Origin of the sequence: Kitasatospora sp. NPDC093102, assembly GCF_040683915.1 — a bacterium.
GTDB lineage: Bacteria > Actinomycetota > Actinomycetes > Streptomycetales > Streptomycetaceae > Kitasatospora.
In genome coordinates, this window is record NZ_JBFBFA010000007.1 from 160,790 (window position 1) to 183,505 (window position 22,716).

The 22,716-nt window shown below is 71.9% G+C and carries 22 protein-coding genes; 2 read left to right on the forward strand and 20 right to left on the reverse strand.

Annotation, left to right across the window (positions count from 1 at the left end; genetic code table 11):
- Nucleotides 1-165: 165 nt before the first annotated feature.
- The 15 genes from AB0O11_RS12905 to pgsA all read right to left on the reverse strand — a co-directional run bounded on the left by AB0O11_RS12905 (nucleotide 166) and on the right by pgsA (nucleotide 13,456).
- Complete coding sequence (locus AB0O11_RS12905; RefSeq protein ID WP_363385091.1) at nucleotides 166-717, reverse strand: adenine phosphoribosyltransferase; 552 nt, start codon at nucleotides 715-717, stop codon at nucleotides 166-168.
- 45 nt (nucleotides 718-762) lie between these two features.
- Nucleotides 763-1,854, reverse strand: coding sequence for a protein translocase subunit SecF (gene secF, locus AB0O11_RS12910; RefSeq protein ID WP_363385094.1), 1,092 nt, complete (start codon nucleotides 1,852-1,854; stop codon nucleotides 763-765).
- A gap of 4 nt (nucleotides 1,855-1,858) precedes the next feature.
- Nucleotides 1,859-3,583: a protein translocase subunit SecD gene (gene secD, locus AB0O11_RS12915; protein ID WP_363385501.1), complete on the reverse strand. Its 1,725-nt coding sequence runs from the start codon at nucleotides 3,581-3,583 to the stop codon at nucleotides 1,859-1,861.
- A gap of 237 nt (nucleotides 3,584-3,820) precedes the next feature.
- Entirely contained in the window at nucleotides 3,821-4,222 is a 402-nt protein-coding gene (gene yajC, locus AB0O11_RS12920) for a preprotein translocase subunit YajC (RefSeq protein ID WP_224278745.1), read from the reverse strand.
- 261 nt (nucleotides 4,223-4,483) lie between these two features.
- Nucleotides 4,484-5,569 carry a Holliday junction branch migration DNA helicase RuvB gene (gene ruvB / locus AB0O11_RS12925; protein ID WP_363385098.1) on the reverse strand — a complete coding sequence of 362 codons (1,086 nt, stop codon included), beginning with the start codon at nucleotides 5,567-5,569 and terminating at the stop codon, nucleotides 4,484-4,486.
- Nucleotides 5,570-5,622: 53 nt separating this feature from the next.
- Complete coding sequence (ruvA, locus tag AB0O11_RS12930; RefSeq protein ID WP_363385101.1) at nucleotides 5,623-6,234, reverse strand: Holliday junction branch migration protein RuvA; 612 nt, start codon at nucleotides 6,232-6,234, stop codon at nucleotides 5,623-5,625.
- Nucleotides 6,231-6,785, reverse strand: coding sequence for a crossover junction endodeoxyribonuclease RuvC (ruvC, locus tag AB0O11_RS12935; RefSeq protein WP_363385103.1), 555 nt, complete (start codon nucleotides 6,783-6,785; stop codon nucleotides 6,231-6,233). Before ruvC ends, ruvA begins: the two co-directional genes overlap by 4 nt.
- 153 nt (nucleotides 6,786-6,938) lie before the next feature.
- Entirely contained in the window at nucleotides 6,939-7,697 is a 759-nt protein-coding gene (locus tag AB0O11_RS12940; protein ID WP_049651428.1) for a YebC/PmpR family DNA-binding transcriptional regulator, read from the reverse strand.
- A 99-nt stretch (nucleotides 7,698-7,796) separates the two neighbouring features.
- Nucleotides 7,797-8,420 carry a pyridoxal 5'-phosphate synthase glutaminase subunit PdxT gene (pdxT, locus tag AB0O11_RS12945; protein ID WP_363385106.1) on the reverse strand — a complete coding sequence of 208 codons (624 nt, stop codon included), beginning with the start codon at nucleotides 8,418-8,420 and terminating at the stop codon, nucleotides 7,797-7,799.
- A 93-nt stretch (nucleotides 8,421-8,513) separates the two neighbouring features.
- A complete protein-coding gene (gene pdxS, locus AB0O11_RS12950; protein ID WP_030286348.1) occupies nucleotides 8,514-9,425 on the reverse strand; it encodes a pyridoxal 5'-phosphate synthase lyase subunit PdxS in 912 nt (303 codons plus the stop codon).
- 129 nt (nucleotides 9,426-9,554) lie between these two features.
- Nucleotides 9,555-10,055, reverse strand: coding sequence for a hypothetical protein (locus AB0O11_RS12955; RefSeq protein WP_363385504.1), 501 nt, complete (start codon nucleotides 10,053-10,055; stop codon nucleotides 9,555-9,557).
- Between the two features lie 74 nt (nucleotides 10,056-10,129).
- On the reverse strand, nucleotides 10,130-10,498 hold the full coding sequence (locus AB0O11_RS12960; protein WP_363385109.1) for an isomerase: 369 nt from the start codon (nucleotides 10,496-10,498) through the stop codon (nucleotides 10,130-10,132).
- 94 nt (nucleotides 10,499-10,592) lie between these two features.
- Complete coding sequence (locus AB0O11_RS12965; RefSeq protein WP_363385111.1) at nucleotides 10,593-11,777, reverse strand: glycosyltransferase family 4 protein; 1,185 nt, start codon at nucleotides 11,775-11,777, stop codon at nucleotides 10,593-10,595.
- Nucleotides 11,778-11,829: 52 nt separating this feature from the next.
- Nucleotides 11,830-12,792, reverse strand: a complete 963-nt coding sequence (locus AB0O11_RS12970) for a phosphatidylinositol mannoside acyltransferase (protein WP_363385114.1) — start codon at nucleotides 12,790-12,792, stop codon at nucleotides 11,830-11,832.
- A gap of 16 nt (nucleotides 12,793-12,808) precedes the next feature.
- A complete protein-coding gene (gene pgsA / locus AB0O11_RS12975; RefSeq protein WP_363385117.1) occupies nucleotides 12,809-13,456 on the reverse strand; it encodes a phosphatidylinositol phosphate synthase in 648 nt (215 codons plus the stop codon).
- Between the two features lie 254 nt (nucleotides 13,457-13,710).
- Here pgsA and AB0O11_RS12980 point away from each other — a divergent pair, with 254 nt between their 5' ends.
- A complete protein-coding gene (locus AB0O11_RS12980) occupies nucleotides 13,711-15,759 on the forward strand; it encodes an elongation factor G-like protein EF-G2 (RefSeq protein WP_363385120.1) in 2,049 nt (682 codons plus the stop codon).
- Here AB0O11_RS12980 and AB0O11_RS12985 read toward each other — a convergent pair.
- A complete protein-coding gene (locus AB0O11_RS12985) occupies nucleotides 15,747-16,175 on the reverse strand; it encodes a DUF393 domain-containing protein (RefSeq protein ID WP_363385123.1) in 429 nt (142 codons plus the stop codon). The two genes, AB0O11_RS12980 and AB0O11_RS12985, sit on opposite strands and share 13 nt — an antisense overlap.
- A 194-nt stretch (nucleotides 16,176-16,369) precedes the next feature.
- Between AB0O11_RS12985 and AB0O11_RS12990 the strand changes: the two genes are divergently transcribed.
- Nucleotides 16,370-18,016: a hypothetical protein gene (locus AB0O11_RS12990; RefSeq protein WP_363385126.1), complete on the forward strand. Its 1,647-nt coding sequence runs from the start codon at nucleotides 16,370-16,372 to the stop codon at nucleotides 18,014-18,016.
- A gap of 61 nt (nucleotides 18,017-18,077) precedes the next feature.
- Here the strand turns inward: AB0O11_RS12990 and AB0O11_RS12995 are convergent, their stop codons facing one another.
- The 4 genes from AB0O11_RS12995 to AB0O11_RS13010 all read right to left on the reverse strand — a co-directional run bounded on the left by AB0O11_RS12995 (nucleotide 18,078) and on the right by AB0O11_RS13010 (nucleotide 22,583).
- Nucleotides 18,078-18,638 carry an HIT domain-containing protein gene (locus AB0O11_RS12995; protein WP_363385129.1) on the reverse strand — a complete coding sequence of 187 codons (561 nt, stop codon included), beginning with the start codon at nucleotides 18,636-18,638 and terminating at the stop codon, nucleotides 18,078-18,080.
- A gap of 126 nt (nucleotides 18,639-18,764) precedes the next feature.
- Nucleotides 18,765-20,744 carry a threonine--tRNA ligase gene (thrS, locus tag AB0O11_RS13000; RefSeq protein WP_363385132.1) on the reverse strand — a complete coding sequence of 660 codons (1,980 nt, stop codon included), beginning with the start codon at nucleotides 20,742-20,744 and terminating at the stop codon, nucleotides 18,765-18,767.
- Nucleotides 20,745-20,832: 88 nt separating this feature from the next.
- On the reverse strand, nucleotides 20,833-21,996 hold the full coding sequence (locus AB0O11_RS13005) for a hypothetical protein (protein WP_363385135.1): 1,164 nt from the start codon (nucleotides 21,994-21,996) through the stop codon (nucleotides 20,833-20,835).
- Between the two features lie 32 nt (nucleotides 21,997-22,028).
- The gene (locus AB0O11_RS13010; protein WP_363385138.1) at nucleotides 22,029-22,583 is read right to left on the reverse strand and encodes a DUF4365 domain-containing protein; all 555 of its coding nucleotides are present in this window, start codon (nucleotides 22,581-22,583) and stop codon (nucleotides 22,029-22,031) included.
- Between the last annotated feature and the right edge of the window lie 133 nt (nucleotides 22,584-22,716).

Sequence of the window (22,716 nt, forward strand, 5' to 3'; positions counted from 1 at the left end):
GGGGCACCGGGGCCGACCCCTGCCGTGGCCCGAACGGTCGGGTACAACCGGGAGGGGATGAATCTTCATGGTACCGAGCCGGGCGCCGAGGTGTTCATCCGGCCGGGCCCGGAAACGGGAGGACGGCGGTCGGATGTTCCGACCGCCGTCCCCTTGAGAGGTCCCTCAGATCGTGACCAGCGTCTCCAGCGGAGCGCCGTCGAGGTGCTCGGCCAGCCGCTCGCGGCCGTCCAGGAAGCCCAGCTCCATCAGCACCACGACGCCCGCCAGCTGGGCCCCGGCCTCCTTCACCAGGTCCAGCGAGGCGCCGATGGTGCCACCGGTGGCCAGCACGTCGTCCACCACCAGCACCCGCTCACCGGGCGCGAAGGCGTCGCACTGCACCTCCAGCGTCGCCGAGCCGTACTCCAGCTCGTACGAGCGCCGGAACACCTCGCCGGGCAGCTTGCCCTGCTTGCGGATCGGCACGAAGCCGAGCCCGGCCGCGAAGGCCGCCGGGGCCGCCAGCACGAAGCCGCGCGCCTCCAGGCCCACCACCTTGGTCGCACCGAGCGCCTCGGCCCGGTCCGCCAGCGCCCGGGTGAGGGCGCCGAAGGCCTCGGCGTCGGCGAGCAGCGGCGCGATGTCCTTGAACAGCACACCCGGCTTCGGGTAGTCCGGGACGTCCCGGATCCGGCTGTTCAGCAGCTCGGCCAGTGCGGTGTCGGCGGTGGTCACGGTTCTGTCCTTCACGGTGGTGGGGCCTCGGAGTCGCGGCCGGGGTCAGCGCTTGGTGGACGGACGGCCCTTGGCACGGGTGCCGGCCGACCGGCCACGCTGTCCGACCATACCCGCAGGCTGCTCCTCGCCCGTCGGCTCCTCGTCCACCGCGACGCCGTCCGCTGCCTCGGCCTTGGCGGCCCGGTGCTGCAGGACCCGCTTGCGCAGCGCCTTCATCTCCGGCTGCTCCTCCTTGAGCTGCGCCAGCAGCGGGGTGGCGACGCAGATCGAGGAGTAGGCACCGGCCGCGAGACCGATGAACAGCGCGAGCGAGATGTCGTTCAGGGTGCCGGCGCCCAGGAGGCCGCCACCGATGAACAGCAGCGCGGCGACCGGCAGCAGCGCCACCACGGTGGTGTTGAGCGAGCGCACCAGGGTCTGGTTGAGGCCCGCGTTGGCCGCCTCGCTGTAAGTGAGCTTGTTCTGCTTGGTGATCCCCTTGGTGTTCTCCTTCACGGTGTCGAAGACGACGACCGTGTCGTAGAGCGAGTAACCGAGGATGGTCAGGAAGCCGATCACCGTACCCGGGGTGACCTCGAAGCCCACCAGGGCGTACACGCCGATGGTGATCAGGAGGTCGTGGATGAGGGCGACCAGGGCGGACACCGCCATCCGCCACTCGAAGGCGATCGCCAGGTAGACCGTCACCAGGATCATGAAGACGATCAGACCGGTGAGCGCCTTCTGGGAGATCTGCTTGCCCCAGCTGGGGCCGATCACCTGGGCCTCGACGGTGTCCAGCGGCACGCCGAGCTTCTGCGAGAGCTCGGAGCGGATCTCGTCCGAGCTCTTCGGCTCCTCGGTGCTGACCTGGATGCGGATCTTGCCGTTGTCGGACGACTGGACCAGCGGGTGCGAGGAGACGACCCCGTTCGCGGTGTCCTGCGCCTGGGAGACCGTCAGCCCCGGCTTGGCCACGGTGTAGACCGAGCCGCCCTTGAACTCGATGCCCAGGTGCAGGCCCATGGTCAGGCCGATCGCCGCGACCAGCACGATCACGCCGGAGATGGAGTACCAGAGCTTGCGGCGACCGACGAAGTCGAAGCTGACTTCGCCCTGGTAGAGCCGGTGGCCCAGGTTGGAGAAGCGTGACACGGTGTCAGGCCTCCTTCACGGCGGCAGAGGAGGGGTTACGGCGACGGCTGCTGCGCAGCGGCGGGCGGGCGCCCAGCCGCTTCGGGTCCAGGCCGGACCACGGGTGACCGTTCAGGAAGAACTTTCGGCGGGCCAGCAGCGTGATCAGCGGCTTGGTGAAGAGGAAGATCACCACGACGTCGAGCGCGGTGGTCAGACCCAGGGTGAACGCGAAGCCCTGGACCTTGCCGACCGAGACCACGTAGAGCACGGCGGCACAGAGGAAGGACACGAAGTCCGAGACCAGGATGGTGCGCCGGGCGCGCGGCCAGGCCCGCTGGACCGCCGGGCGCAGCGGGGCGCCCTCGCGGACCTCGTCGCGGATGCGCTCGAAGTACACGATGAAGGAGTCGGCGGTGATACCGATCGCGACGATCGCACCGCAGACCGCCGGCAGGTTCAGCGCGAAGCCGATCGCATTGCCGAGCAGGCTCATGATCGAGTAGGTCAGGGCCGCCGAGACGAGCAGACCGGCGATCGAGACCAGGCCGAGGCCGCGGTAGTAGACCAGCGAGTAGGCGACCACCAGGATCATGCCGATCGCGCCGGCGACCAGACCGGCCTTGAGCTGGTCGCTGCCGAGCGCCGGGGAGACGGTGGTGATGTCGCTCTTGCTGAACTCCAGCGGCAGGGCGCCGTAGCCCAGCACGTTGGCGAGGTCCTGCGCCTCGGTCTGCTTGAACTGGCCGGTGATGACCGCGCTGCCGCCCGGGATCGGGCCGTTGACCTGCGGGTGCGAGACGACCTGGTTGTCCAGCACGATGGCGAACTGGTTGGTCGGCGGGGTCTGGGTGGCCAGCTGGCCGGTGATCTTGGAGAAGGCGTCGGTGCCGGCGCCGTTGAACTGGAGCTGGACCTGCCAGCCCGCGCCGGTCTGGGTGTCGATGCCGGCCTGGGCCTTCTCGACGTCCGAGCCCTTCACGGCCACGGGGCCGAGGGCCAGCTTCTCGTAGTAGCCCTTCTCGGCCTTCTGGGAGCAGGCGACGACGGGCTTGTCCTCGGCGCCGGTCTGGGCGGCGCGGACCTCGGGCTTGGAGCAGTCCAGGGCGGCGAACGCGGAGGCCAGCTCCGGCGGCACGGTGCCCTGGGTCATCGCGGCGCTGAGATCGGCGGCCGACGGGGTGGCCGGGGCGCTCGGGGCGCCGGCGGCCGGGGCCGCGCTGCCGGTGGCGGAGGGCGCGGCACCGGTGGCGGCGGCGGTCGGGCTGGCGCCCTCGGCGGCCAGCGCCTCGCTCGCGGCGCGGCCCTGCTTGGTGGCGCTCGCGGCCGCGGACGGAGTGCCGGTCGCGGCACCCGCGGACGGGGTGGCGCCTGCGGACGGGGCCGCACCCGGGGTGCCGGTGGCGCCCGCGGACGGGGTGTCGGCAGGCGCCGGGGCGGTGACGCCACTGGGGGCCACGGCCAGGACCGGGCGGAAGAACAGCTTGGCGGTGGTACCCACCTGGTCCGCCGCGTTCTGCCGGTCGCCGCCCTTGGGGATGTTCACGATGATCGTGTCCGAGCCCTGGGTCTGGACCTCCGCCTCGGAGACACCCATCCCGTTGACGCGGCGCTCGATGATCCCGACGGCGATGTCCATGTTGGACTTGGTGAGCGCCTTGGGGTCGGTCGACTTCGCGGTCAGCGTGATGCTGGTGCCGCCGGCGAGATCGATCCCGAGCCGGGGCTTGGTGGTGCCGTTCCCGAACATGAGGGCGACCAGTCCGACGGTGACGACCAGGATGAGGGCCAGCGCCCGCCCTGGGTAGCCGTCGCGCGGGCGCGACTTGGGTGTTGCCACCTTGCTCGTTTCTCCCTGTCCATGCCACTCCCCCGGCCGTACCCCCGGCCGGCGGATGTCGGGACGGGGGTACGGTGGTTGGGCGGCCCTGAGGTCCTGTGGGCTCGCGGCACTGCGCCGCGCGACCGGGCGGGTTGCCCGGCCGTACTACTTGCTCGCGGGAGCCCCGCCCTCGGCATCGCCCTTCTCGGCGCTGTCCTTGGTGAGCGTCAGCGGCTTGTCCTCGACCGGCTCGGCGTCCTCGGCCTCCGGCTCGGGCAGCTCGTCATCGGCGGGGCGGCCGTTGATGATCGCGTCGTACTCCTGGGGCTCCAGGACGGCCGCGATGGCGCTCTTGGTGAAGTGGGTGACCACGCCGGGCGCGATCTCCAGCTCGACGGTCTCCTCGTTGACCGCCTTCACCTGGGCGTACAGGCCACCGATGGTGCGCACCCCCGCCCCGGGCTCCAGCGCGGTCTGCATCTGCTGCATCTGCTGCTGGCGCTTCTTCTGCGACCGGAACATGAGCACGATCGCGATGATCGGGAGGAGAAGGATGATGAGGTTCACTGCAGCCAGGGTCCTTTACGGGCCGCCGGCCGGCGGCCTGTGTGGTATTGGTCGGCCCGTCAGGTGAGAGGGGCGGTCCGGCGGAGTCTAGGCGACCCCGAATCGATCGGACAACGCCAAGCATCGCATCCTGCCGCCGAAAGTGGCGACCTTCCGCCTGCACAGTTTCCCCGGACCCCGCTCCGGGCTTCTCCCCGTGCCACCACGGCGGCGCCGGGGTGGGAACCGACCCGCCGGAGTCACCCGTTCAGCCGATGGCGGTCAACTTTCGTCGGCGGGGAACAGCTCCGGCTGCGCCGGAACAACCCCGCGAGTGGTCTGGACCGGCGGGGTCTGTGCTGGGGGAGTCAGGCCGAGGTGCTGCCACGCGGCCGCGGTGGCGATCCGGCCGCGCGGAGTACGGGCGAGCAGGCCCTCGCGGACCAGGAAGGGCTCGGCGACCTCCTCGACCGTCTCGGACTCCTCCCCCACCGCGACCGCGAGTGTCGACAAACCGACCGGGCCGCCGCCGAACAGCCGCAGCAGCGCGTCCAGCACCGCGCGGTCCAGCCGGTCCAGGCCACGGGCGTCCACCTCGTAGACGTCCAGCGCCTGGGCGGCGATCTCGGCGGTGACCTGGCCGTCGTGCCGGACCTGGGCGTAGTCGCGGACCCGGCGCAGCAGCCGGTTGGCGATGCGCGGGGTGCCGCGCGAGCGCCCGGCGATCTCGGCCGCGCCGGCCGGGTCTATCTCCACGTCCAGCAGCGTGGCCGAGCGGTGCACCACCCGCTGGAGCTCGGCCGGGGCGTAGAACTCCATGTGCCCGGTGAAGCCGAAGCGGTCGCGCAGCGGCGGCGGCAGCAGGCCGGCCCGGGTGGTGGCACCGACCAGGGTGAAGGGCGGCAGCTCCAGGGGGATGGCGGTGGCGCCCGGACCCTTGCCGACGATCACGTCGACCCGGAAGTCCTCCATCGCCATGTAGAGCATCTCCTCGGCCGGCCGGGACATCCGGTGGATCTCGTCGAGGAAGAGCACCTCGCCCTCGGTGAGCGAGGAGAGGATCGCCGCGAGGTCCCCGGCGTGCTGGATGGCCGGGCCGGAGGTGATCCGGATCGGGGCGCCCAGCTCGGCGGCGATGATCATGGACAGGGTGGTCTTGCCGAGCCCGGGCGGCCCGCTCAGCAGCACGTGGTCGGGCGCGCTGCCGCGCTTGCGGGCGGCCTGGAGCACCAGCGACAGCTGCTCGCGCACCCGCTCCTGGCCGATGAACTCGTCCAGCAGCTTGGGGCGCAGCGCCGCCTCCACCGCCTGGTCCTCACCGTCGGCGGCGGCCGTGACCAGCCGGTCGGCGGGTTCCGGGTCGTACATCGTCGCGGGCTCCAGAGTCTCCAGTGTCGACAAAAGGACAGATCGGCAGATGGTCAGCGGGCGCGGTTGAGGCCGCGCAGGGCGAGCCGGAGCAGGGCGCCGACGTCCGGCGTCGCCTGTGCCTCGGCCTCCGGGGTGACGGCCGCGACCGCCTCGTCCGCCTCGCGCGGGGCGTAGCCGAGGCCGGTCAGCGCGGAGTGCAGCTGCTCGCTCCACGGCGCCGGGCCGGTCGCGATCGGCTTCTGCGCGGGGACGGCGCCGTGCGGGGCACCGAGCTTGTCCTTGTACTCCAGCAGCAGCTTGGCCGCCTTGGCCTTCCCGATGCCCGGCACCGCGACCAGCGCCTTCTCGTCGCCGCCGGCGACCGCGGCGCGCAGCGCGTCGGGGCTGTGCACGCCGAGGATCGCCTGCGCCAGCTTGGGGCCGACACCGGGCGCGGCCTGGAGGATCTCGAACACGGCGCGCTCGTCGTCGTCCGCGAAGCCGAACAGTGTCAGCGAGTCCTCCCGGACCACCAGCGAGGTGGCGAGCCGGGCCGGCTCGCCCAGCCGCAGCCCGGCCAGGGTGTTCGGGGTGCACTGCATGGCCATTCCGACCCCGCCGACCTCGACCACCGCGATCCCGGAGGAGATGGCCGCCACGGGCCCTTGCACGAAGGCGATCATCGGACGGTGCCTTTCAGGGGGGTGGAACGGGGGGTGGCGCGGGCGGCCCGGACGGCGGCCTCCAGCCGGTTGGTCGCCCCGCCGCGCCAGATGTGGCAGATGGCCAGCGCCAGCGCGTCGGCGGCGTCGGCGGGCTTGGGCGGCGCGTCCAGCCGCAGCAGGCGCTGGACCATGGCGGTGACCTGCGCCTTGTCGGCCCGGCCGGAGCCGGTGACGGCGGCCTTGACCTCGCTGGGGGTGTGCAGGGTGACGGGTATGCCGCGCCGGGTGGCGCAGAGCATCGCGACGGCGCTGGCCTGGGCGGTGCCCATCACGGTGCGGACGTTGTGCTGGGCGAAGACCCGCTCGACGGCGACCAGGTCGGGCCGGTGCTCGTCCAGCCAGGCCTCGATGCCCTGCTCGACCCGGAGCAGCCGCTGCCCGATCTCGGCGTCGGCGGGGGTGCGCACCACGCCGACCCCGGCCATCCGCAGCGGCCGGCCCGGCGCGCCCTCGACCACGCCGACTCCGCACCTGGTCAGCCCCGGGTCCACGCCCAGTACCCGTACCACTCGCCCCGCCTCTCGTCGATCGCCGCCCGGAGGCGACCTGCGAAGGCTACCGTCCGGGTCCGACAACCCCGCCGACGACACCGGCCCGGTGGTCCAGGGACCACCGGGCCGGGCAGTGAGAACGGTCACTCACCGACGATCACCGGGCGGTGATCACTCGGCGTCGAGCTGCGCGCCGACCTCGTCGGAGATGTCGAAGTTGGCGAAGACGTTCTGCACGTCGTCGCTGTCCTCCAGCGCGTCGATCAGCTTGAGGATCTTGCGGGCGCCGTCGACGTCCAGCTCGACCTGCATGCTGGGGAGGAAGTTGGCCTCGGCCGAGTCGTAGTCGACGCCGGCATCGACCAGCGCGGTGCGCACGGCGACCATCTTCGAGGCCTCGGAGACGATCTCGAACGAGTCGCCGAGGTCGTTGATCTCCTCCGGCTCCTGGTCCAGGACGACCTCGAACAGCTTGTCCTCGTCCACGCCGTCGGCCTTGGGGACGATGACGACACCCTTGCGGGTGAACAGGTACGACACCGAACCCGGGTCGGCCATCGAGCCGCCGTTGCGGGTCATCGCGACGCGCACGTCGGAGGCGGCGCGGTTGCGGTTGTCGGTGAGGCACTCGATCAGGACCGCGACGCCGTTCGGGCCGTAGCCCTCGTACATGATGGTCTGGTAGTCGGCGCCGCCGGCCTCCAGGCCGCCACCGCGCTTGACGGCGCGGTTGATGTTGTCGATCGGGACCGAGCTCTTCTTCGCCTTCTGGATGGCGTCGTAGAGGGTCGGGTTGCCCGCCGGGTCGGGACCGCCGGTGCGCGCCGCCACCTCGATGTTCTTGATCATCTTGGCGAAGAGCTTGCCGCGCTTGGCGTCGATCACGGCCTTCTTGTGCTTGGTGGTAGCCCACTTAGAGTGGCCGGACATCGCCAGCTCCTTTACGTCGCCAAAGGGAAATGAAACAGATGAGATCTTACCGGTGTCGTCACCGGTGAGGCGCACACGGTCAACGCGCGGCCGACGCGGTCAGCGCGCGGCCGCCGCCAGGTGCTCCTCGACCATCCGCACGAAGTACGCGTGCACCCGGTGGTCGCCGGTCAGCTCCGGGTGGAACGAGGTGGCCAGCAGGTTGCCCTGGCGCACCGCCACGATCCGGCTCTCCGGGCCGTCCGCGGCGGGCAGCTCGGCCAGTACCCTGACGCCCGCGCCGACCGCCTCGACCCAGGGGGCGCGGATGAAGACGCCGTGCACCGGGGCGTCGTCCAGGCCCGCGAAGTCGATCCCCGACTCGAAGGACTCGTTCTGGCGGCCGAAGGCGTTGCGGCGCACCGTCATGTCGATGCCGCCCACGGTCTCCTGGTCCTCGCGGCCGTCCAGGATCTTGTCCGCCAGCATGATCATGCCCGCGCAGGTGCCGTAGACCGGCATCCCGGCGGCGACCCGCTCGCGCAGCGGGTCCATCACGCCGAACAGCAGCGCCAGCTTGGACATGGTGGTGGACTCCCCGCCGGGGATCACCAGCGCGTCGACCTCGGCCAGCTCCTCGGCGCGACGCACCGGACGGGCGAGCGCGTCGGCCTCGGCCAGCGCCACCAGGTGCTCTCGGACGTCGCCCTGGAGGGCGAGGACGCCGATGACAGGAGTGCTCACGGTCTTCAACCTCAATCGATCGTTACGACGGACTACGTGGCACGGCCCGCCGCGCGCCGAGGCGCTGCGGCGGGCCGGCTCAAAGGGTGGCGATTACCAGCCGCGGTTGGCGTAGCGCTCGGTCTCCGGCAGGGTGTCGCAGTTGATGCCGACCATGGCCTCGCCCAGGTTGCGGGAGGCGTCCGCGATGATCTTCGGGTCGTCGAAGAAGGTGGTGGCCTTCACGATGGCGGCGGCGCGCTTGGCCGGGTCGCCCGACTTGAAGATGCCGGAGCCGACGAAGACGCCCTCGGCGCCCAGCTGACGCATCAGCGCGGCGTCGGCCGGGGTGGCCACGCCACCGGCGGAGAACAGCACGACCGGCAGCTTGCCGAGCTCGGCGACCTCCTTGACCAGCTCGTACGGGGCGCGCAGCTCCTTGGCGGCGGCGTACAGCTCGTTGTGGTCCAGGGCGCGCAGGTGGCCGATCTCGTTCTTGATCTGGCGCAGGTGGCGAACGGCCTCGACGACGTTGCCGGTGCCGGCCTCACCCTTCGAGCGGATCATGGCCGCGCCCTCGGCGATGCGGCGCAGGGCCTCGCCCAGGTTGGTGGCGCCACAGACGAAGGGGGTGGTGAAGGCCCACTTGTCCGAGTGGTTGACCTCGTCGGCCGGGGTCAGCACCTCGGACTCGTCGATGTAGTCGACACCCAGGGACTGGAGCACCTGGGCCTCGACGAAGTGACCGATGCGGGACTTGGCCATCACCGGGATGGAGACCGCCTCGATGATCTCCTCGATCATGTTCGGGTCGGACATGCGGGCCACGCCGCCGTCCTTGCGGATGTCCGCCGGAACCCGCTCCAGGGCCATGACGGCCACCGCGCCGGCGTCCTCGGCGATCTTGGCCTGCTCGGCGTTGACCACGTCCATGATCACACCGCCCTTGAGCTGCTCGGCCATGCCGCGCTTGACCCGGGCGGTACCGATCTGCGGCTGGTCTGCGGTGGTGGGGGTGGTGGACACGTGAGACCTCACTCGAAGATGAATCAGTGCTATCGCCCTATGGTAGGCAGACCGGGTGGCCCACTCATGCGCCACCAAGTCCAGCCCGGACGACGGGATACGACAAACGGGCCGTATCCGGGGGACACCTTAAGCAGGCGCCCCTTCGGGGGTAAGAGCGGGAGGCGGGGCATCGTCCATCTCGAACGCCAACGGGAACGGCGCCTTCCCCGCCAGCCGGAAGTACCGCACCAGCCGGTGCTCGCGCACCGCCCGCGCCGCCCGCACCGCGTCGTTGTGGAACCGTCGGGCCATCGGCACCCGCCGCACCGCGGCCGTCAGATCACGAACCGCGTCCTCGCCCCCCGGCTCGGCCATCAGCGCCGCCACCTGCGCCGGCTCCTCGAACACCGCCCGCAGCGCCAGGCTCAACTGACTCTCCGCCACCTCGCGCTGCTCGTCCTCGGCCTGCCGGGCCGCGTGCGCCGCGTCCAGCAGCAACAGCGAGGCCGCCGGATCCAGCAACGACGACGTCGCCAGCTCCATCGCCACCGAGGCCCGCCGGACCAGCTGCGCGTCCAGCGCCGCCCGCGCGGCGTCGATCCGGGCGTGCAGCCGGTCCAACCGGCCGGCCGTCCAACTCAGGTACATGCCGAACAGCACCACGGCCACGCCGGCCCAGATCCAGGTAGTCACGGGCCGCTACGTTACCCGGTGTCACCGGTTCAGCCCCGAGCGGTCGCGTTCCGGTAGCTCTCCCGGTCGATGTCCGCGATGTTCACCGCCGTGAACAGCCGGGTGCCCGGCTTCGGCCGGACGTACCGGGCCAGCAGCGCCAGCACGCCCTCGCTCAACGCCGCCTTCGCCTCCGGCGTGCGGCCCGGGAAGATCTGGAACTCCACGAACACCTGGGTGTCGGCGGCGGCCCCGCTGGTGCCGACCACGAGCACCTCGCTCTGCCGGAACACCGTCTTGCAGGACTCCGGCTTCGCGTCGATCGTCGCCTCCGCCAGCCGGTTGATCGCCAGGCCGAGGCCCCGGCGGTCGAAGGTGCCGGCCAGGTCGGCCGAGTAGTCGACGGAGATCTGCGGCATCGTTGCCCCCGTGAATCGCAGTGGTGCGGACGCCCGACCCTAACTCCGCCGACCCCCGGCGCCGCCGCGGGGTGCCGGGCGCAGTCCGAACCGGCTAGTCCCGGGCCAGCCCGAACCGGCCCCGCCGCCCGCTGCGCACGTCCTCCTCGACCACGGCCGCCTCGCCGGCCGTCACGGTCTCGTACACCGCCAGGATGTCCGCACCGACCGTCGACCAGTCGAACCGCCGCACGTGCCGCGACGCCGCGTCCCGCAGCTCCTCCAGCCGCGCCGGATCGCCCAGCAGCCGCAGCGCCGTACGGGCCAGCGCGTCCGCGTCCTCCACCGGGAACAGCTCCCCCGCGTCCCCGCCGTCCAGCACCTGCTTGAACGCGTCCAGGTCGCTCGCCAGCACCGGCGCGCCCGCGGACATCGCCTCGACCAGGATGATCCCGAAGCTCTCGCCACCGGTGTTCGGCGCCACGTACAGGTCCACGCTGCGCAGCAGCCGGGCCTTGTCCCGGTCGCTCACCATGCCGAGGAACTCCACCTGCCGGCGCACCTCGGGCGCCAGGCCCGCGACGGCCTCCTCCTCGTCGCCCTTGCCCGCCACCAGCAGCCGCACCCCCGGCCGCTCCGCCAGGATCCTCGGCAGCGCCGCCAGCAGCGTCGGCAGGCCCTTGCGCGGCTCGTTGATCCGGCCGATGAAGCCGATCGTGCCCGGCTCCCCCTTCGCCGCGCCGCCGGTCCAGCGCTCGTCCGGCTCGGCCTCGGCGAAGAAGCCCACGTCCACACCGTTCGGGATCACCACCGCGTCCCCGCCGAGGTGCTCCACCAGAGTGCGACGGGCGTACTCCGACACCGCGATCCGGGCCCGCATCTTCTCCAGCCCCGGCTGGAGGATCGGCGAGGCCGCGATCATCACCCGCGACCTCGGGTTGGAGGTGTGGAAGGTCCCCACCATCGGCCCGGTCGCCGACCAGGCGGCCAGCATCGACAGGCTCGGCGCGGCCGGCTCGTGCACGTGCAGGATGTCGAAGCGCCCGTCGTGCAGCCAGCGCCGCACCCGCGCCGCCGACAGGATCCCGAAGCTCAGCCGCGCCACCGACCCGTTGTACGGCACCGCCACCGACCGCCCGGCCGGGACCACGTACGGCGGCAGCGCCTCGTCGTCCTCGGCCGGCGCCAGCACCGACACCTCGTGCCCCAGACCGATCAGGTGCTCGGCCAGGTCCCGGATGTGGAACTGCACCCCACCGGGGACGTCCCAGTCGTACGGGCAGACGATGCCGATCTTCACGGGTTCCTCAAGCTCCTTCGGACAGTCGTGCGGGCGGGAGGGGCGGAACGGGTCAGGCCCCGGAGGCCTCGGCCGCGGGCTCCGGCGCCGCCTCCGCGCGCTCCGCGGGCGCCGCCTCCACCGTCTCACGGGCCGGCAGGTCGGCCAGCCAGAACCGCTGCAGCATGTGCCAGTCCTGCGGGTGCTCGCGGATGCCCCGCTCCCACACCTCCGCCATCGCCTGGGTCATCGCCCGGGTGCGCTCCTTGCGGTCGCCCTCCTCGGGCACCGGCACCTCGGGGTGGATCCGCGCCCTCAGCACCGGGCCGTCGTACCAGAGCGTCACCGGCAGCAGCGCCGCCCCGGTCCGCTGGCACAGCGCCGACGGACCGGCCGGCATCCGGGTCGGCTCGCCGAAGAACGACACCCCGATGCCCGCCTCCGACAGGTCCCGGTCCCCCACCAGGCAGACCAGCCGGCCCTCGCGCAGCCGCCGCGCCAGCGTGCCGATCACGTTCACCGAACCACCGGTCAGCGCCAGGACCTCCATGCCCTGGCCCTCCCGGAACGCCACGAACCGGTCGAACAGACGCTCCGGCTTCAACCGCTCCGCGACCGTGGTGAACGGGTAGCCCTGCTGCGCCACCCAGGTCCCCGCGAGGTCCCAGTTGCCCATGTGCGGCAGGGTGATCACCGCGCCCCGCCCGGACTCCATCGCCGCCCGCAGGTTCTCGAAGCCGTCCACCCGGACGTCCCGGGCCACCCGCTCCCGGCTCCACACCGGCAGCCGGAACGACTCCATCCAGTACCGCAGGTACGAGCGCATCCCGGCCCGGGAGAGCTCCCGCATCGCGGCCTCGTCCAGCCCCGGACGGACCCGCCGCAGGTTCGCCTCCAGCTGGAGCACCCGCTTGCCGCGCTTGCGCCACGCGTAGTCCGCCAGTTGGTCGAACAGCCCCCGGGCCACCCGCTCCGGCAGGTGCTTCAGCAGCCCCCACCCCAGCGCGTACGCCCAGTACACCAGTCGGTCCGTCACCGCAGGACGCCCCCCATCAGCTCCCGGCCGCCGCTCGGTCGGCCTCGAACGCCTCCCGGCGCACGGTCAGTATCCGCTGGAACACCGTCACCAGGCTGCCCGCCGCCACCAGCCACAACGCCACCGGCAGCAGCCACTCCACGTACGGCACACCGAACTTGTGCAGACCCGCGACACCGGCCGCCACCAGACTGGCCACCAGCCGCTCGGCCCGCTCCACCAGCCCCGACACGTCGCACGGCAGACCCTGGCTCTCGGCCCGCGCCTTGGTGTACGACACCACCAGACCGCTCGCCAGACAGAAGATCGCCACTGCGCAGAGCAGGTTGTTGTCGCCCTTGCCCGCGTACCACATCGCCAGACCGCCGAAGATCGCCGCATCCGCGACCCGGTCCAGGGTGGAGTCGAGGAACGCCCCCCACTTCGTGCTCCGGCCCAGCTGGCGGGCCATGTTCCCGTCCACCAGGTCCGAGAAGATGAACAGCGTGATCGTGATGGTGCCCCAGAAGAACTCCCCTCGCGGGAAGAACACCAGCGCACCGGCCACCGAACCGGCGGTACCGATCAGCGTCACGGCGTCCGGGCTCACGCCCAGGCGGATCAGGAACGCGGCGAACGGGGTCAGGACACGTGTGAAGAAGGCACGCGCGTATTTGTTGAGCATGGCCTTCCCAGCCGCTCCGATCTCCCAGATACCCGCCTGGCGCAGCACGCGCAGCAGACGGCCGGGCGGATCAGCCCGTCCGGCCCACCCATCGTAGCCAGGCCGGGGACACGCTCCGGCGCACGCACCGCCGCACCCCGCCCCCGCCACGGCCCGCACACGTACGGTCACCGACCGGCCGTACGACACGCGCCACCGCAACACCCGACCCTAGACTGCGAAGGACAGCCTCGGCGCCACGGGAGGAGACCCCGATGCCCGACCGCAGCACGGCACGAGCCGGCCAGGCACCCGCCGTCACCGGCCCGCAGGACCTGCGCAACGTCGTCCTCATCGGCTCCAGCGGTGTGGGCAAGACCACCCTCGCCGAATCCCTCGCCCTCGCCGCCGGCGCGATCGGCCGGGCCGGCCGGGTCACCGACGGCACCACCGTCTCCGACCACGAGGACATCGAGCACCAGCAGCAGCGCTCCGTCCAGCTCGCCCTCCTCCCGCTCGAATGGAAGGGCGTCAAGATCAACCTGATCGACCCGCCCGGCCACCCCGACTTCACCGCCGACCTGCGCGCCGCCCTGCACGCCGCCGACGCCGCCGTCTTCGTCGTCTCCGCCACCGACCCGGTCACCGCCCCCACCCGCGCCCTGTGGCGCGAATGCGCCGCCGAGGGCATCCCCCGCGCGATCGCCGTCGCCAAACTCGACCTCGCCCGCAACGGCTTCGACGACATCCTCACGGCCTGCCACGACGCCTTCGGCCTGGGCCCGGACACCCTCCGCCCGCTCTTCCAGCCGGTCTTCCACGACGGACACCCCGACGGCAGCGTCGACCTCCTCACCGGCGGCGCCTACGGCGACGCCGAGCCCCTGCCCGACACCACGCCCGCCCACGACAGCCTCGTGGAGGCCATCTCCGGCCAGGACGACACCCTCATGGAGCGCTACCTCTCCGGCGCCCCCCTCGACACCGAGTCCCTCGAAGCCGGCCTGCGCCGCGAAGTCCTCTCCTGCGCCCTCCACCCCGCCGTCCCCACCAGCGAGAACGGCCTCGGCGCCGCCGAACTCCTCGACCTCATCGCGCACACCTTCCCCAACCCCACCGAACGCACCCGCCCCGCCCCCGAGTGCGACCCCGACGCCCCGCTCGCCGCCCAGGTCGTCCGCGTCACCGGCGACGCCTACGTCGGCCGGATCAGCCTGCTGCGCCTGTACGCCGGCACCCTGCGCCCCGACACCAGGATCCACCTCGACGGCCCCGCCCACACCGCCGACCAGAACGGCGACGAACGCGTCACCACCCTCACCAACCCCTTCGGCAAGCTCCAGCGCCCCGTCCCGCACGCCATCGCCGGCGACCTCGTCTGCGCCGCCAAACTCACCACCGCCCGGGCCGGCGACACCGTCCACGACCCCGGCCACCCCGTCGCGCTCGAGGGCTGGACCCTCCCCGAGCCGCTGCTCCCGATCGCCGTCGAAGCCCACAGCAAGGCCGACGACGACAAGCTCTCCCAGGCCCTCTCCCGCCTCACCGCCGAGGACCCGGCGCTACGCCTGGAACAGAACCCCGACACCCACCAGCTCGTCCTCTGGTGCACCGGTGAGGCCCACGCCGAGGTCGTCCTCGACCGCCTGCGCACCCGCCACGGCGTCCACGTCGACACCGTCGAACCCAAGGTCGCCCTGCGCGAGACCTTCGGCACCGCCGCCGCCGGCCACGGCCGCCTGGTCAAGCAGTCCGGCGGCCACGGCCAGTACGCCATCTGCGACCTGGAGGTCGAACCGCTCCCGGCCGGCTCCGGGTTCGAGTTCCAGGAGCACGTCGTCGGCGGCGCCGTCCCCAAGCACTTCATCCCCTCCGTCGAGAAGGGCGTCCGCGCCCAGCTCGCCAAGGGCGTCTCCACCGGGTACCCGCTCGTCGACGTCCGGGTCACCCTCACGGACGGCAAGGCGCACTCCGTCGACTCCTCCGACGCGTCCTTCCAGAACGCCGCCGCCCTCGCCCTGCGCGACGCCGCCGAGCACGCCGTCATCCGCCTGCTCGAACCCGTCGCCGCCGTCAGCGTCCTGCTGCCCGACGACTACCTCGGCGCCGTCCTCGGCGACCTCTCCGCCCGCCGCGGCCGCGTCCTCGGCACCGAGACCGGCGGCACCGGCCTCACCCTGCTGCGCGCCGAGGTCCCCGAACTCGAACTCGTCCGCTACCCGGTCGACCTGCGCTCGCTCACCCACGGCACCGCCGAGTTCTCCCGCGCCTACCTGCGCCACGAACCCATGCCCGCCGCCCTGGCCGGGCGCTACACCGACTGAACGGACTTCCGGTTCGGCAGCGCGCAGGCCGCCGTGCCCCCCGGCATCCGGTGCCGGTTGCGCGACACCCAGCGGTAGGCCAGCCCCGCCAGCGGCCGCACCGGCGCCGCCGTCAACACCGCGCCCAGGTACGCCCACACCCCGCCGGAGCGCATCAGCAGCCGCGCAACCGCCTGCGCGCCCCCGTACACCCGGCCGGTCGGCGTCACCCAGAGCACCTCGCGCTCCGCCCGCTCGGCCGACACCTCGCCCCGGCCGCCGGCCTGCCCGTCCAGCCCCGCCAGATCCGCGAACTGGAACGGCACCGCCTCCCAGCCCCCCGAGGCCAGCGTCTGCCGCAGGTACCGCTCCGCCCAGCGCACGCAGGACGAACAGAACGCACAGTCCCCGTCGAAGACCAGCACCGGATCCTTCACGGCCGCTCCCCTTTCCTCGCTCCCGCCCTCCATCCTGCCCCACCACCACCAGGGACACCTCGGCGGGTATCGACCCGTCCGAAGCTGGGCATCATGCCCCTCAGGCCTCCGGTGACGGCACTTCAGACGATCATCCACGCGGGGGTGCCACGGCACGGTAACCTGCCGCTGACAAGGGGAGGAGGGACGCCACCGTGACCACACTCGACATGACCCCGGGTGCGCAGATACCCCGGACCGATGCCGGCCCGCAGACCGCCATCACCCAGGGGCTCTCCTCGACCGCCTACCGCGACGGTGAGATCAAGGACTTCGTCGGTGCCGTCACCGACGCCACGGAGAAGAAGGGCCGCTTCGCGCTCTTCCGCCCCAACCTCGGCGAGGCGTTCAGCAAGGCGCTGATCTCCCGTGCCCTGGGCGGCGGCCGGAAACCCCTCGTCCCGGCCTTCGGAGTCGACACCCGCCAGGTCGTCGAGCACTGCCTGGCCGCCGAGGAACTGCGCAACACCCGCGACCGGCAGCTCAGCACCGTCTCCATCGCCACCATCGTGCTCTTCCTCCCCGGCACCCTGATCTGGCTCGGCGCCTTCCAGCTCCGCGCCTGGCTCAAGCGGGACAACCCGAAGAACGCGGACATCTACGGCGGCCTGGTGCTCGCCGCGACCGCCGTCCTCGCCGTCGTGTTCGCGTGGCGCCCGCCGGCCAGCGGCCTCCTCGGCATCTACCTGCGCATCACCATGCTCGCCCCGGTCATCGGCTGGTTCCTCGCCCGCCGGATCGTCGAGCGCTCCGCCAAGGACCTGCGCACCCGCTGGCAGGCACTGGTCGAGGGCAGCGCGGTGGCCGCCACCGTCGCCAAGGCCGTCCCCCGCGACGACCTCGACAAGAAGGCCACCGACCTGCGCGACAAGCTCGGCCGCCTGGACGCCGAGCAGGAGACCAACATCCACCACTACGCCGGACCCAAGGGCATCCTCGGCGCCGGCCGCCGCTGGGGCGAGTGGCGCCTCGCCGACACCCTCCACCCCGCCGAGGGCCACGTCGACTTCCGCGCCTTCCACCCCTGGGACCTGATCCGCCGGATCTCCTCCCACCTCAAGGGCCTCGGCGTCAGCCACGTCGCCAACAGCGGCATGCCCAACGTCGCCATCAAGCAGTGGGTGGTCTTCGACATCGGCGAGGGCGCCGACGAGATCGGCCGCCCCGGCAGCGCCGACATGGACGGCGACCGGATGCGCGACTTCGCCGTGCAGAGCGTCGCCGACAAGCAGACCTTCTCCGGCGGCCCCCGGCACTACCTCGCCACCCAGTTCATCACCCACGACGGCAAGCTGGTCCTCACCTTCACCGTCACCGTCACCCTGCTCGCCAACGTCCTGAACATCACCGTGTCCGGCTACGCGCTCGGCCCGGTCAAGGGCGTCTTCTTCGACAAGCCCAAGGACAAGGAGAAGTCGGTCGCCAAGACCGTGAAGTTCTGGGAGGAGCGCACCGTCAAGCTCCCCCTGATCGACAACGACGAGGTCGTCCGCCAGGCCGTCCGCGCCCCCTTCTACCGGATGCCCGGCCTGCTCGGCTGGCTCGGTGGCGGGCTCGGCCTCCCGGAGCCGTTCGGGCTGCGGCACATCTGGGCCGGCCGGGCCTGGGAGAACCGCTCCATGGTCGACAACGCCCAGAACGCCTCCGTCCCGGTGCTCGCCGCGGTCCACGCCGCCACGCTGGAGTTCCTGGAGGAGCACGACCTGGACGCCGACCGCTTCTTCAAGAACCGCACCTCGATCATCAAGTCCGAGGCGCAGAGCCCCCGGCCGTACGACGTCGACACCTTCAACGCCAAATGATCCGGAGAGCACGGGAGGGCCCCACCGAGATCCTCGGTGGGGCCCTCCCGTGCTCTCCGGATCAGCCCTGCGGCCAGACCTCGGCCAGCATCTTCCGGGTGTCCGCCAGCAGCTGCGGCAGCACCTTGGTGTGACCGACCACCGGCATGAAGTTGGTGTCCCCGCCCCAGCGCGGCACCACGTGCTGGTGCAGGTGCGCCGCGATCCCGGCTCCGGCCGCCGCACCCTGGTTCATCCCGATGTTGAACCCGTGTGCCCCGGAGGCCGCCCGCAGCGCCGTCATCGCCTTCTTGGTGAAGTCCGCCAGCTCGGCCGTCTCGGCCCCGTCCAGGTCGGTGTAGTCGGCCACGTGCCGGTACGGGACCACCATCAGGTGCCCGCCGTTGTACGGGTACAGGTTCAGCACCGCGAACACGGCAGTCCCCCGGGCGATGACCAGCCCGTCCTCGTCGCTCAGGGACGGGATCGAGCAGAACGGACAACCGTCATCCGGAGCCGGGCCGGTGGGCTTGTTCTCACCCTGGATGTAGGCCATCCGATGAGGCGTCCACAGGCGGCGGAAGCCGTCCGGCTCACCGACGCCCCGCTGAAGTTCCGGCTCAGTCGTCATGCTGATCAGCATATTCGCCCGACGGTGCTTGCAAAGCCGCGCGGGGCAGACTCATCGAGAGCCTGCCCCGCGCGGGACTTCGTGGACCGCGTCGGCCACCGGGACGCCGGGGGCTCCCCCGCTCAGGCGGGGAACTGATCACACCTGGATACGGCGCGCCACGGCATCGACGATCTCGGCGACGGCCTCGTCACGGGGCACGCCGTTCTTCTGCTCGCCGTTGCGGTAGCGGAAGGAGACGGCACCCGCCTCGACGTCGTCGTTGCCCGCGATGAGCATGTACGGGACCTTGCTCTTCTGCGCGTTCCTGATCTTCTTCTGCATGCGGTCGTCCGAGGTGTCCACCTCGACCCGGATCCCGTGCTTCTTCAGCTCGGCCGCGACCTCCAGCAGGTACGGCACGTGCTCGTCGGTGATCGGGATGCCGGTGACGGTGACCGGGGCCAGCCACGGCGGCATGGCGCCGGCGTAGTGCTCCAGCAGCACCGCGAAGAACCGCTCGATCGAACCGAAGAGCGCCCGGTGGATCATGACCGGCCGCTGGCGCGATCCGTCCGCCGCGGTGTACTCCAGGTCGAAGCGCTCCGGCAGGTTGAAGTCGAGCTGGATGGTCGACATCTGCCAGGTACGGCCGATGGCGTCCTTCGCCTGCACCGAGATCTTCGGGCCGTAGAAGGCAGCGCCGCCCGGGTCCGGAACCAGCGGGAGGCCCTGCTTCTCGGCCACGCTCGCCAGGACGCGGGTGGCCTCCTCCCAGGTCTCGTCGCTGCCGACGTACTTCACCGGGTCCTTGGTCGACAGCTCCAGGTAGAAGTCGGTCAGACCGTAGTCACGAAGGAGGTTGAGCACGAAGGTCAGGGTCGAGTCGAGCTCGTCCGCCATCTGCTCGCGGGTGCAGTAGATGTGCGCGTCGTCCTGCGTGAAGCCGCGGGCACGGGTCAGGCCGTGCACCACGCCGGACTTCTCGTAGCGGTACACCGTCCCGAACTCGAAGAGGCGCAGCGGCAGTTCACGGTACGAGCGGCCGCGCGCGTCGAAGATCAGGTTGTGCATCGGGCAGTTCATCGGCTTGAGGTAGTAGTCCACGCCCTCGTCGAGCTGCATGGGCGGGTACATGCCGTCCGCGTACCAGTCGAGGTGGCCGCTCTTCTCGAAGAGCTTCCCCTTGGTGGCGTGCGGGGTGTAGACGAACTCGTAGCCCTCTTCCTCGTGCCGCTTGCGCGAGTAGTCCTCCATGGCCCGGCGGATGATGCCGCCCCTGGGGTGGAAGACGGCGAGGCCGGAGCCGATCTCCTCGGGGATGGAGAAGAGGTCGAGCTCGTTGCCGAGCTTGCGGTGGTCGCGCTTCTCGGCCTCGACGAGGAAGTCGAGGTGGGCCTTCAGCTCGTCCTTGGTCGGCCAGGCGGTGCCGTAGATGCGCTGCAGCTGCGGGTTCTTCTCGCTGCCGCGCCAGTAGGCGGACGCGTTGCGCATCAGCTTGAACGCCGGGATGTGCCGGGTGCTGGGCAGGTGCGGGCCGCGGCAGAGGTCGCCCCAGCACTGCTCGCCGGACTTGGCGTCCAGGTTGTCGTAGATGGTGAGCTCACCGGCGCCGACCTCGACGTCGGCGCCCTCGCCGGCGGTGGCGGCGGAGCCCTTGAGGCCGATCAGCTCCAGCTTGTACGGCTCGGCGGCCAGCTCCTCGCGGGCGGCCTCGTCAGTGACCACGCGGCGGGAGAACTTCTGCCCGCGCTTGATGATCTCCTGCATCTTCTTCTCGACGGCCTTGAGGTCATCGGGGTGGAAGGGCTTCTCGACGTCGAAGTCGTAGTAGAAGCCGTCCTTGACCGGCGGGCCGATGCCGAGCTTGGCCTCCGGGTAGAGCTGCTGCACGGCCTGGGCCATGACGTGCGCGGTGGAGTGGCGCAGGATGTCGAGGCCGTCCTTGCTGCCGATCGCGACCGGCTCGACCTCGTCGCCGTCCTGGAGGACATAGGCGAGGTCCTTGAGCTGGCCGCCGACGCGGGCGGCGATGATCGAGCGGTCGTCGGCGAAGAGCTCGGCGGCCGTGGTGCCCGTCGTCACCACGCGCTCTTCCCGATCGGGTTCGCGGCTGATGATTACCCGGACGTCCGTCACCGGTCTCTCCTGACGTGCTGGATTTCAGAGGACGCAGCACTGCGCTGCGCGTGACGATGGTACCGAGAGCGCCGCCCCTGCCGTCCACCTATGCCCCGTCTCCCGCTCCCTCCGCCTTCTCCCCGAGCGACTTCAGCAGCCGCTCGCGGTCCCCTTCCTCCCAGCCGCAGAGCTCCAGTCCGTGTGGGCGGGTCAGCCGGCGGAAGCCGCCGTGCCGGTCCAGCCGGCCGGAGACCCGGACCGGCAGTCCCGCGAGGTGGGCCTCGGCGGCGAGCCGGTAGTCGGGGTCGGGCAGGCGGAGCTTGAGCTCGCGGACCTCGGCGCCGGTCAGCACCCGCAGCCGTACCGAGCCCGGGCCGGCCGGGTCGGGGCGCTTGAGCCGGGTGACCACGCCGACCACGGTGACAGCGACGGCGGGCTCGATCCGTTCCAGCAGGTCGGCGGCCTCCGCCAGGGCGGGCAGGTCCCCGGGCGAGAAGTCGAGGTCGATCCGGCGGTCCCCGAAGCCGCCCGGCGTCCCGGCGGCGGGCGACCAGGCGACGCTGAGCCTGGCGGCCGTCGCATCGCGCACCAGGTCCTCGACGGACTGGACGAGCTCCCTGCTGACCCCGGCCTGGACGGCGTTCGCGAAGGCCTCGGGCCCGCCGCTGACCCGGCGGTAGTCGACCGCGTCGCGCAGCGCCTCCAAGGCGCGGACCAGCGTGGTGACGGCGGCGCGGCCCTCGGGAGCAGGGGTGTGGGCGGTGAGGGCGGCGCCCTGTTCGACCAGCAGGACGCGGTCCAGGAAGTCCCCGGCGAGGCCGTCCAGCCGGGCACCGAAGTAGCCGGCCCTGGTCCGGGCGGCCTTGGCGCCGGCGGCGAGCATCCCGCGCGCCGCCTGCCGGAGCCGCTCGGCCTCGTCCCAGGGGGTGGCCCCGGCGGGACCGGGCCGTTCGCGCTGCCAGCGCAGCTCGTCACCGGGGACGGCGAGGGCGAGCAGGATCGAGCGGGCGGAGGGGGTGCGGGAGCGGGAGAGCGCGGTGACGGCGTCGGTGAGGAGTTCGACGGCGTCGTCGAAGCCGTCCCCGGCCGGGACGAGCAGGCTGGTGCCGGGTTCGTCGTCGGGCGGGGTCCAGCGTCCGTACCGGGCGGCCGGTCCGCCGCGGCGGACCCAGCCGTGCCGGGCGAGGAGGGTGGCCAGCACCCTCGGGTCGACGGCGGCCGGGTCGGGCAGGGGCCGGGCCGGCTCGCCCGGTCCGTACGGCGGTGTCATGGGTCCGGTTCCTCCCTGCCGGGGCCGGGCCGTCACGGGCTGCCGCCCGCACCGACCCGGGCCATGATGTCGCACAGCGCGCGGTCGTCGAAGACCCTGCCGGTGGGCACGCGGACGTTGGTGCGCCGCTGCCCGGTGACCGGGTGGCCGGCCAGGTTGACCCAGTAGCAGCAGTGCCGGAGCTCCAGGGCGTCCGGGCGGGCCCGCAGCCAGTGGTCGACCCGGCGCGGCAGCAGCATCACGACCAGGATCCGCGGCACGGCGACCCGGGGCCGGGCGAGCTTGCGCAGGTGGTCGTTGTCCAGGGTGAAGCTGAAGAACGGCCCGGCCGGGTCGGGCGCGACCTGCTGGGTGGCCTTGAGCTGGATCTTGACCGTGACCTCGTCGTCCACCTCGTGCGTCCGGGAGCCGTGGCTGACGTGCCAGTCGATGCCGTTGTCCGGGAACGGCTGCGAGAGCGAGCAGCCGGCCGCGGCGGCGACCGCGTGCAGATAGCCGACCTGCAAGGTCTCCATGCAGGCGGTGACCGCGAGGTTCCCCCGCAGTACGGCCGCCGTCTCCTCGGGCTGCGACTGGGTCGGTGCCATCGCCCCGTGGCCTCCCCGGCTCCGCGCCCGTCCCGGTCCGGACGGGTCAGTCGATTCGAACGGGACAGTCATGGGCAGGATCCCCGGTCGGGCTTGGGCCAAACGGGTTGAGAGGGCGTCAGAACCGGGTATC

Bases quoted from the DNA above. Each gene is read 5' to 3' on its own strand.
- secD (WP_363385501.1), bottom strand. From the start codon at position 3,583: ATGTTCGGGAACGGCACCACCAAGCCCCGGCTCGGGATCGATCTCGCC.
- ruvB (WP_363385098.1), bottom strand. From the start codon at position 5,569: ATGTACGACCCGGAACCCGCCGACCGGCTGGTCACGGCCGCCGCCGAC.
- ruvA (WP_363385101.1), bottom strand. From the start codon at position 6,234: ATGATCGCCTTCGTGCAAGGGCCCGTGGCGGCCATCTCCTCCGGGATC.
- AB0O11_RS12940 (WP_049651428.1), bottom strand. From the start codon at position 7,697: ATGTCCGGCCACTCTAAGTGGGCTACCACCAAGCACAAGAAGGCCGTG.
- AB0O11_RS12955 (WP_363385504.1), bottom strand. From the start codon at position 10,055: ATGTACCTGAGTTGGACGGCCGGCCGGTTGGACCGGCTGCACGCCCGG.
- AB0O11_RS12960 (WP_363385109.1), bottom strand. From the start codon at position 10,498: ATGCCGCAGATCTCCGTCGACTACTCGGCCGACCTGGCCGGCACCTTC.
- pgsA (WP_363385117.1), bottom strand. From the start codon at position 13,456: ATGCTCAACAAATACGCGCGTGCCTTCTTCACACGTGTCCTGACCCCG.
- AB0O11_RS12980 (WP_363385120.1), top strand. From the start codon at position 13,711: ATGCCCGACCGCAGCACGGCACGAGCCGGCCAGGCACCCGCCGTCACC.
- AB0O11_RS12995 (WP_363385129.1), bottom strand. From the start codon at position 18,638: ATGCTGATCAGCATGACGACTGAGCCGGAACTTCAGCGGGGCGTCGGT.
- AB0O11_RS13005 (WP_363385135.1), bottom strand. From the start codon at position 21,996: ATGACACCGCCGTACGGACCGGGCGAGCCGGCCCGGCCCCTGCCCGAC.
- AB0O11_RS13010 (WP_363385138.1), bottom strand. From the start codon at position 22,583: ATGGCACCGACCCAGTCGCAGCCCGAGGAGACGGCGGCCGTACTGCGG.